Origin of the sequence: Corynebacterium aquilae DSM 44791 (assembly GCF_001941445.1) — a bacterium.
Lineage (GTDB): Bacteria > Actinomycetota > Actinomycetes > Mycobacteriales > Mycobacteriaceae > Corynebacterium > Corynebacterium aquilae.
In genome coordinates this window covers 2,919,808-2,926,437 of record NZ_CP009245.1, presented here as the reverse complement: position 1 = coordinate 2,926,437, position 6,630 = coordinate 2,919,808, and the positions used below count along the sequence as shown (strand labels likewise).

Annotated in this window: 7 protein-coding genes; all 7 read left to right on the top strand. The window is 60.0% G+C overall.

The window, feature by feature from the left end:
* Positions 1-1,490 precede the first annotated feature (1,490 nt).
* The 7 genes from rpmH to CAQU_RS12290 all read left to right on the top strand — a co-directional run bounded on the left by rpmH (position 1,491) and on the right by CAQU_RS12290 (position 6,557).
* Positions 1,491-1,634: a 50S ribosomal protein L34 gene (gene rpmH, locus CAQU_RS12320; RefSeq protein WP_075728166.1), complete on the top strand. Its 144-nt coding sequence runs from the start codon at positions 1,491-1,493 to the stop codon at positions 1,632-1,634.
* 201 nt (positions 1,635-1,835) lie between these two features.
* Positions 1,836-2,156, top strand: a complete 321-nt coding sequence (gene rnpA, locus CAQU_RS12315; protein ID WP_245797352.1) for a ribonuclease P protein component — start codon at positions 1,836-1,838, stop codon at positions 2,154-2,156.
* Positions 2,137-2,439 carry a membrane protein insertion efficiency factor YidD gene (yidD, locus tag CAQU_RS12310; RefSeq protein WP_075728162.1) on the top strand — a complete coding sequence of 101 codons (303 nt, stop codon included), beginning with the start codon at positions 2,137-2,139 and terminating at the stop codon, positions 2,437-2,439. The genes rnpA and yidD overlap by 20 nt, the downstream gene beginning before the upstream one ends.
* A 21-nt stretch (positions 2,440-2,460) precedes the next feature.
* The gene (gene yidC / locus CAQU_RS12305; protein WP_075728160.1) at positions 2,461-3,417 is read left to right on the top strand and encodes a membrane protein insertase YidC; all 957 of its coding nucleotides are present in this window, start codon (positions 2,461-2,463) and stop codon (positions 3,415-3,417) included.
* A 189-nt stretch (positions 3,418-3,606) separates the two neighbouring features.
* Positions 3,607-4,266 carry a 16S rRNA (guanine(527)-N(7))-methyltransferase RsmG gene (gene rsmG, locus CAQU_RS12300; protein ID WP_075728158.1) on the top strand — a complete coding sequence of 220 codons (660 nt, stop codon included), beginning with the start codon at positions 3,607-3,609 and terminating at the stop codon, positions 4,264-4,266.
* 207 nt (positions 4,267-4,473) lie between these two features.
* Positions 4,474-5,391: a ParA family protein gene (locus CAQU_RS12295; RefSeq protein ID WP_075728156.1), complete on the top strand. Its 918-nt coding sequence runs from the start codon at positions 4,474-4,476 to the stop codon at positions 5,389-5,391.
* Positions 5,392-5,519: 128 nt separating this feature from the next.
* Positions 5,520-6,557: a ParB/RepB/Spo0J family partition protein gene (locus CAQU_RS12290; RefSeq protein ID WP_075728154.1), complete on the top strand. Its 1,038-nt coding sequence runs from the start codon at positions 5,520-5,522 to the stop codon at positions 6,555-6,557.
* Positions 6,558-6,630 lie beyond the last annotated feature (73 nt).

Sequence of the window (6,630 nt, the reverse complement as noted above, 5' to 3'; positions counted from 1 at the left end):
ATGTCAGCGACCTGGGGGTCTTGGGGCACTCACTGAACAAAAGTCCTGACCCGAACGCGCATCGTGGATGGCTATGAGTCTGTTTTGCGTGTGCCTCATGTGGTGGTGAGGTGTGAGTGCAATGGAAGAAAAGATGAAGTTATGTGTGGTGTGTGCACCACGAAGGTCACCAGAAAAACTTCTGTGACCTGCAATGACAATGCTGGGTTGGGACATAAAACTGCCCGACCCACTTGCGTTGCGGCGGACCCTTCGACAGCTGGGGGCTGCAGATGTGACCACCTGGGGTAATGGAATTGTCATTGCTGTGGACAACGTGGATTCGCGTGCGGTTGGTCGAAATCACAGTGTTGTTTCCTGTGCTAAAAAACCGATCCGTTGTGGAGTGCGGGCTTCCAGAAAACACCGCCGATGAAAACAACTGGTGGGGGGAATTTGTATTCGCCGTTCCTGGGTTTTTGGCCCGGAATTTTTTCCTGTCATCGACCCATGATGGGGTTTGTGACAGGGTCTGCCGCAGTTGTCATTTTTGGTGTTTTTGGGGGCGATAGGGAAGCGGTGATTCGCGATTTTGTCCACCGTGAAATGCACACGCTCTCTATGCCTGTGGCCTGCTGTTCCACAGCTTTGTCCACAGTTGTGGATAACTTTTATACCAAGGTTATCCACAAGTTGTCCACTTGGCTGTGGAAAACTTGTTGAAAGATTTTTAACCCTTTGACCTGCGGTTTTGCTAAGTCTCTAGGAAAGTCTCAACCTTTACTTTCAAGTTATGCACAGCCCCTGGTTACCCACAGGGTGTGGGAAACCGTGAAACCATGCACAGTTTTACAGGTCGGGACGGCTCGGTGTCCACATGCGGTTTTTGCCCTTCCCCCTCACGGCTTCGCTTGGGGTTGGAAATGATGGGCCGCAGAGGTACTGCCATGCCAGTACAAGGCCTAAAAACACCCCTTGGCGCTGCTCAAATTACATTTTTGTCATTACAGGGGTAGTTGTGTTCGGCCGGCGTGTCGATTTGTTACCACCCGACCACCTGGCGTATTCTTGGCCAAGTCTGTCGCAGGCAGAACTGTGTGCTTTCACGGCACGCGATGCTTGCCTGTGCTGCACCGGGATTTTTCCCCGGTGCCCTCCCCGACGGCACGACGAGCGTGTGACAACGCGAAGCGGCGTCGAGGAGTGTTCTCATCATCCCCCGCGGGGGCTGCAGACGTGGATCGCAAGAACCAACACCAACGCGCACCACCGGACGGTGGGTCGTGGCGGAGTAAACCCGCCGGTCAAGCCGGCTGGTGCCTGGTAGAGGTTCCTGCTCGACGACAATGACGTTCCACACTCCCTTAACGGAGAAGACCGGCGAAAGCCTGGTCCAGCACGTAACTGTGCACTCCTTGGGAGGTGGGATTGACTTATCTTTCGAGCCATCTCACAAGCGAGATTTACGTCAGTAGCTTTTCCGCACACAACAATGTCTTAGGAGAATTACCGTGGCTAAGGGCAAGCGGACGTTCCAGCCGAACAACCGTCGCCGTGCACGCGTTCACGGCTTCCGTACTCGTATGCGCACCCGCGCCGGCCGTGCCATTGTGGCCGCTCGTCGTCGCAAGGGCCGCGCTTCCCTGACCGCTTAAGGTCAGTCGAGCGGATCTTTTACGCAACTCGTCGACCCCGGCACAACCACTACCTGCACTGGCTTCTTAAGCGCTAGCGGGTAGGGTACGGGGTGCATGGACGTGTTCTTCATCAAAACTTTTTAAAGTTACGCTGTCAGGAAACTGATCGTGCTGCCTGCGCATCTAAAACTCCACCGCTCATCGGACTTTTCAGTCACGATGCGTCGGGGTGTGGCTGCGCGGAGAAGAACACTCATGGTGCACCTGTATGTGCCGGGGTCGACGTCTACCCAGATCACCTCTACCCACCGCAGTCCGCGGTTCGGGTTCGTGGTCTCCAAGGCCGTCGGTAACGCCGTGGTTCGCCACGCCGTGACCCGGCGGTTGCGGCAGGTGTGTGCGATGCGCGCACATACCCTGCCTGATGGAGCATGCGTCGTGGTGCGGGCATTCCCGCCCGCTGCCACCGCCACCAGCGCCGAGCTCGACGCCGACCTGTGCGCCGCACTGGAAAAAGCCCATGGGCGACTCCAGCGCTGAGCACACCACACCGCCGCGCCGCAGCTTGGCTGCGCGGGCAGTGTTGAAAGCACTCGTTTTCTATCAAGTGGCCCTATCACCACTTAAGATGGGTTCGACGTGCCGCTTCGAGCCAACCTGTTCCGCGTACGGATTAGACGCCGTTCGCGAACATGGTGCCGTCAAAGGGGTAGCGCTGACCTTGATCAGGATTTCCAAGTGTGGTCCCTGGCATCCCGGCGGCTACGACCCCGTGGTGCCGCACCAACCCCACTTCGATCATGGGTGCGCGACCGATCATTAACCAAGGAGAAGAAACCATCCCGTGCTGAATTTCATTTATTGGCCTATTTCCTTTGTGCTGTGGTGTTGGCACAAGGTGTTCTCGATCCCCTTCGGGGCTGAATCGGCGATCTCGTGGATCCTCGCGATCATCTTCCTGACCTTCACGGTTCGTCTGCTGCTGCTCAAGCCGACCATCGGCCAGATGCGTTCTTCCCGCAAGATGCAGGAAATGCAGCCCCAGATGGCGGCCATTCGGGAAAAGTACAAGCTTGATAAGCAAAAGCAAGCTCAGGAAATGCAGAAGCTGCAGCGGGAAATGGGCGTTAACCCCCTGGCCGGCTGCCTGCCCGTGCTGATCCAGCTGCCAGTCTTTTTGGGCCTGTTCCACGTGCTGCGCTCCTTCAACCGCACCGGCACCGGCCACGGCCAGCTGGGCCTGTCGATTGAGCAGAACCGCGAAACTGCCAACTACTTCTTCAAGGCGCCGGATGTGCAGTCCTTCCTGGATGCCAACCTCTTCGGTGTTCCGCTCAGCGCGTATATCTCCATGCCGGAGCGCATGTACGAGGCCTTCACGGTTGATGATCTGAGCAAGGCGAAGATCGCCACCGTTGCGGTGCCGCTGATTCTGATCATCGTGTTGGCGACCCACTTCAACGCCAAGATGGCCATCACCCGCCAGCAGTCCCGCGTGGCCTCCGGTCGTGCGCAGGCGCCGAAGAACGACATGATGGCCAGCCAGATGGAAATGATGAACAAGATGATGGTCTGGATCATGCCGGGCACCATCTTGATCACCGGTGTGTTCTGGCACATCGGCCTGCTGTTCTACATGATGGCCAACAACATTTGGACCTTCTTCCAGCAGCGCTGGCTGTTTGCCCGCATGGATGCGGAGGAAGAAGCCGAAATCGCCGCCAAGAAGGCCGCTAAGCGGGCTACCGCCCCGAAGCCGGGCGCCCGCCCCGATAACCCGAAGAAGAAAAAGAAGAAATAAGACCCCTAGGGCCTAGCGGCCTGTTCTTCTCCTGGTTTTAGCTTCATCAAACCGCTGGCACGCACACCATCAAGGTGCTGTGGGTGCCGGCGGTTTTTTGCTGCCCTGTGTTGTCCTGTGTCACCCTGTGGCGCCCGGTGTTGGCTTCCCATCGCTTCAGGGTGTGTCTTTGCGCCGGCGCCGTCTAGGATGTTTCACGTGAAACCAGAGCCGAATTTCCTGCCCGCGCCCGAAGCCGCCCACGCCATCTTTGGCGACCGCCTCGCACTTGCCGAAGCGTACTACCGCAGCTTGGCCACTGACGGCTCCATCCGGGGATTCATCGGACCCCGGGAGGTTCCCCGCCTGTGGGAGCGCCACATCCTCAACTGCGCGGTCGTCGGCGAAGCCATCCCCGAAGCCGCCCGGGTCGCCGACATCGGCAGTGGTGCCGGCCTGCCCGGCATCCCGCTGGCGATCGCCCGCCCCGATATCAAAATCACCTTAATTGAGCCGCTGCTCAAGCGCAGCGTCTACCTCGGGGAGGTCAAAGAAGCACTCGGCCTGGACAATGTGACCGTGCTGCGTGGCCGGGCGGAAGAAAAACAGATCCGCAAGGCCTGCCCCGGCATGGACGTGGTCACCTCCCGCGCGGTGGCCCCGCTGGGCAAGCTGGCCGGCTGGTCGCTGCCCTTGTGCCGCCGCGGGGGCGTGATGCTCGCGATGAAGGGCGCCTCGATCACCGAAGAACTCGCCCGCGACCGCGACCTGATCAAAAAGGCCGGCGGGGATCTCGGGGTGATTCGCACCGTCGGCGAGGCCCACCTGGATGAGCCCACCACCCTCATCGAGATCGAGCGCCGCCGATAACACCAGCGCAACCAGCCCACCTGCCCCCGCCGGTGGTGCCTGCCCGGCGTTGTCTACTAGAGTGAACAGGTAACCCACCACCGCGCGACAATGCCCAGGCCACGGCGAAAATTCGCCCGAAAAACCGGGCGTTATCGCAGGCAGGCGGTTGGTTTATCAGCTTTTCTTGCACACCTAGAAGCCACCAATTTTTGAGGGGATGAGCACTTGGACGCCAACGAATGGGAGGACACCCCCATCGCAGCGGCCGCGCAACGCGCAGCACGGGTGAAAACACCCAACGCCATCACCCTGCCAAAGCCGGACAAAACCCGCACCATCACCATCGCCAACCAAAAAGGCGGCGTCGGAAAAACTACCACCAGCGTGAACATGGCGGCCGGCCTGGCACTCGGCGGACTCAAAGTCCTCGTCGTCGACCTCGACCCCCAGGGCAACGCGTCAACCGCTCTCGGAGTCGAACACCGCACCGGCACCCTGTCCTCCTACGAGGTGCTCATCGGCGAATGCACCGCCGACGAAGCCATGAGCGACACCACCGCCCACGAAAACCTCAAATGCATCCCCGCCACCATCGACCTGGCGGGTGCCGAAATTGAACTGGTCTCCCTAGTGCGGCGCGAATACCGGCTCTCCGACGCGTTGAGCGAAGAGTTCCTCAACCGCCACGGCTTCGACTACGTCTTCATCGACTGTCCCCCCTCCCTGGGACTGCTCACCATCAACGCCATGACCACCGTCACCGAGGTCATGATCCCCATCCAGTGCGAGTACTACGCGCTGGAAGGCGTGGGCCAGCTGCTCAACAACATCACGATGATTCGCGAGTACCTCAACCCGCAGCTGCACATCAGCGCCATCCTGCTGACTATGTTCGACGCCCGCACCAAACTCGCCGAACAAGTCACCGACGAAGTCCGCGGACACTTCGGCGACATCGTGTTAAACAACGTCATCCCCCGCAGCGTGCGCGTCAGCGAAGCCCCCGGCTACGGCAAAACCGTACTGGCCTACGACCCCGGATCCCGCGGCGCACTGGCCTACATGGACGCCGCCCAAGAATTCGCCACCCGCGGCGACTACACCCCCACCGAAGAATCCGGTGCCGTGGGCGTCGCACCCTAAACCCACCCGGGGAGAAAGCCTTAAAAAAACACTTTCCTTTCATGCCTTTCTCCCCCACCCCGACCCACCAAACCTCACCCCACGCAGTACCCCTCCACCTCACCGCACCACCAACCCCAAGGAGCACCATGGTTAAGGACTCAGGCAAAGGCGGCCTCGGCCGCGGTTTAGGCGCACTCATCGGCGCCGGCGCCCCACAGCCCCGCCTGGGCGCAGGTGCAGCAGACGTCGTCATCGGTGGCGGAAAAAAGCCCGCAAACACCCCAAACCCCGCACCCGGGGCAAAAAAGACCAAAGCCCCCGGGCTGCTGAACAACACCCCGACGGAAAAAGCCAGCAACGCCACCACCGTCGACGAATTCGGGGCAACCTACCAGGAGCTGCCCATCGGCACCATCGTGCCGAACGAAAAACAACCCCGCCAGGTCTTTGACGAAGAGCAACTCGCCGAACTGATCCACTCCATCAAAGAGTTCGGCGTCATGCAGCCCATCGTGGTGCGCCCCAACAGCACCAAAGACGGCTACGAAATCATCATGGGTGAGCGCCGCTGGCGCGCAGCCAGCAAAGCCGGGCTTAAACGCATCCCCGCCATCATCCGGCACACCCCCGACGGCGACATGCTGCGCGACGCGCTGCTAGAAAACATCCACCGGGCACAGCTCAACCCGCTGGAAGAAGCCGCCGCCTACCAGCAACTGCTCGAAGAATTCGGAGTCACCCAAGCCGAACTCGCCGACAAAATCGGTCGCTCCCGCCCGCTGATCACCAACATGATCCGCCTTTTGCAGCTGCCCGTCACAGTGCAACGCAAAGTCGCCGCCGGAGTGCTCTCCGCCGGGCATGCCCGCGCCCTGTTGGGACTCAAAGCCGGCGCCGAGGCCCAAGAGGCCCTAGCCAACCGCGTCGTCGCAGAAGGCCTGTCAGTGCGCGCCACCGAGGAAGCCGTCACCCTAGCCAACCGCGGCGACCAACCACACAAGAAAACCCGCGAAAAAGCCCCCACCCCCGAATTCTTCGTGCGGGCAGCAGACAAACTCGCCGACGGCTTGGACACCAAAGTCACCGTCACCGCGGGCAAGAAAAAAGGCAAGATCGTGGTCGAATTCGCCGGACAGGAAGACTTCGAACGCATCATGAACATCCTCCAGCACGGCGAAGAATAACGCTTTCGCCAAAAACACAAAGGAGGCAGGAACTAAAAAAAGTTCCTGCCTCCTTTACTCATTGCTGGGCAAG